This is a genomic window from Luteibacter sp. P4_D7_3 (assembly GCF_056401735.1).
In genome coordinates, this window is record NZ_JBFUIT010000451.1 from 1 (window position 1) to 2,412 (window position 2,412).

At 63.9% G+C, this 2,412-nt stretch carries 4 protein-coding genes; all 4 read left to right on the top strand.

Annotation, left to right across the window (positions count from 1 at the left end; genetic code table 11):
• The first annotated feature begins 147 nt into the window (after nucleotides 1-147).
• Nucleotides 148-396, top strand: a complete 249-nt coding sequence (locus AC1DSN_RS21355) for an FAD assembly factor SdhE (protein WP_477332747.1) — start codon at nucleotides 148-150, stop codon at nucleotides 394-396.
• Entirely contained in the window at nucleotides 368-778 is a 411-nt protein-coding gene (locus tag AC1DSN_RS21360; protein WP_197478509.1) for a hypothetical protein, read from the top strand. The genes AC1DSN_RS21355 and AC1DSN_RS21360 overlap by 29 nt, the downstream gene beginning before the upstream one ends.
• Nucleotides 779-876: 98 nt before the next feature.
• Nucleotides 877-2,118 carry a lipoprotein-releasing ABC transporter permease subunit gene (locus AC1DSN_RS21365; protein ID WP_477332743.1) on the top strand — a complete coding sequence of 414 codons (1,242 nt, stop codon included), beginning with the start codon at nucleotides 877-879 and terminating at the stop codon, nucleotides 2,116-2,118.
• Nucleotides 2,111-2,412: ATP-binding cassette domain-containing protein (locus tag AC1DSN_RS21370; RefSeq protein WP_477332745.1), on the top strand; the 302-nt coding region annotated here is incomplete at its 3' end. The genes AC1DSN_RS21365 and AC1DSN_RS21370, both read left to right, overlap by 8 nt.

Here is a 2,412-nt window from a genome sequence, read left to right on the forward strand (position 1 = left end):
GCCTCATGTAGGAGCCGATTCATCGGCGAATGGGTGCTCGCCGCAAGCACCCATCGCCGCTGAAGCGGCTCCCACAGGCCGCGGGGATGTCGCAAGCACCCGATCGCCGATGAATCGGCTCCTACAGAGAGCGCCAGACCTCCTATGATGGAAGAAGCCCGCCTCAAACGCCTGCGCTGGCGCACCCGTCGGGGTACGCGCGAGCTCGATCGCCTGTTCGGCGGCTGGCTGGACGAGCGCTACGCTGACGCGGATGAAGCGAAACGGATGGTATTCGACGAACTTCTGGACGTGCAGGATCCCGATCTCTGGGATTGGGTGATGGGCCATGCCTTTGCCCCCCGCGACGACTGGCAGGCAATCATCGATGAGATCCGCTCACGGCATCAGCTTTGACCTGAGGCCTTCGCCTTTTCTGAGCCGTTTCGTGCTCCTGGCGGTCGTCCTCGCCACGATCGCCCCCTTGTTCACCTCGCTACCCTGGATCCTCCGCTGGGCGCTCGCCGCCGTTGTCGCGACGGTGGGGCTCGTGCGTGCGGCGCATGGTCGCAGGCCGCCCATCGGGGCGCTGGACTGGGCCTTCGACGGTCTCTGGACGGTACGGGACCGCACGGGGCGCGCCTTTCCGGCCGAACTCGTGGCCTCGCGCGTGGTCGGAACCTCGGTCTTCCTGCATTTTCGGTGGAAGGGCGGAGCAGCCCATGTGGCCATGCTGCCCGACAATACCGATGCGGACCATCTGCGGGTCCTCAGGGCCCGTCTTTCCGCGGCGCGATGAGGCGGCCAGCTTGCCGGAATCGGCGGCATCGGGCACTCTGCCGCGCGGTGCATGCCTTTCGTGGCGGGCTCCCTTACTACAGGCTGCGATCGACAGGTATGTTCAGACCCCTCGAACTCTTTATCGGACTGCGCTACACGCGCGCCAAGCGTCGCAACCAGTTCATTTCCTTCATTTCCACCGTGTCGATCGTCTGCATCGCGATCAGCGTCACTGCGCTCATCACGGTGATGTCGGTGATGAACGGTTTCGACAGCGAACTGCGCACACGCATCCTCGGTGCCGTGTCGCACGTGACCGTCTCCGGCATCGACGACACCGTGCAGAACTGGCAGACCGCGGTGAAAACGGYCGAGGGCACCAAGCATGTGCTTGGTGCGGCGCCGTATGTCGAAACCCAGGCCTTCCTGCAGGCCAAGCGGCCCAGTGGCGCACTGATTCGCGGCGTGGTGCCGTCGATGGAGCCGAACGTCTCCGACCTCGACAAGCACATGGTCGAAGGCAAGATGTCCGACCTGACTGATCGGAGCTGGAAGATCATCCTCGGTCGTGAGCTCGCCCTCACGCTCGGCGTGAACGTGGGCGACAAGCTCACCGTCGTGGTGCCGCAGTTCACGGCCACGCCCATGGGGGCGGTACCCAAGCTGCGCAGCTTCACCGTCAGCGGCATCTTCGAACTGGGTATGCAGGAATACGATGCGAATCTCGCGCTCGTGTCCATGCCGGACGCCGAACGGCTCAATGGCCTCGCCGGTCCCACGGGTATCCGCCTCAAGCTGGACGACATGCGCCAGGCATGGCCCGTGGCACAGGAGCTGGTGAACAAGCTCGGCCAGGCCTATCGCGTCGAAACCTGGATGGACACCCACGCGAATTTCTTCCGCGCGATCGACATGGAGAAGACGGTGATGTTCGTCATCCTGTCGCTGATCATCCTCGTCGCGGTGATCAACCTGATTTCGATGCTGATGATGCTGGTGACCGACAAGCAAGCCGACATCGCTATCCTGCGCACGCTGGGTTCCACGCCCCGCAGCATCATGGGCATGTTCATGGTCCAGGGCATCCTGGTCGGTATCGTCGGCATCGGCTTCGGTGTGTTTCTCGGTGCGTTGCTCTCGTTCAACCTGCCGGGCCTGGTGAAGTGGATCGAGCACGTCACCGGGCAGACCTTCCTGTCGCCAGATGTCTATTACATCAGCGAACTGCCGAGCCAGTTGCTGTGGTCCGACGTGGGCTGGGTGGTGCTGGTGACCTTTATCTTCTCCCTGCTGGCCACCCTGTACCCGGCGTGGCGCGCCTCGCGCACGCAGCCCGCCCAGGCGCTCCGTTATGAATAAGCCGAACGACGACATCGTCCTGCGCGCCACCGGCGTGGCCAAGGTCTACGAGGAAGGCGACCTGCGTACGGGCGTCCTTTCCAACGTGAATTTCTCCCTGCGCCGCGGTGAGACCATGTCCATCGTCGGTGCGTCCGGCTCGGGCAAGTCGACCCTGCTGCACATCATCGGCGGCCTGGACACGCTGACGGCGGGTAAGGTCGAGGTGAACGGCCGCGTGCTGTCCGAGTTGTCGGACGCCGAGCGCGGTCGCGAGCGCAATCGCTCACTGGGTTTCATCTACCAGTTCCATCA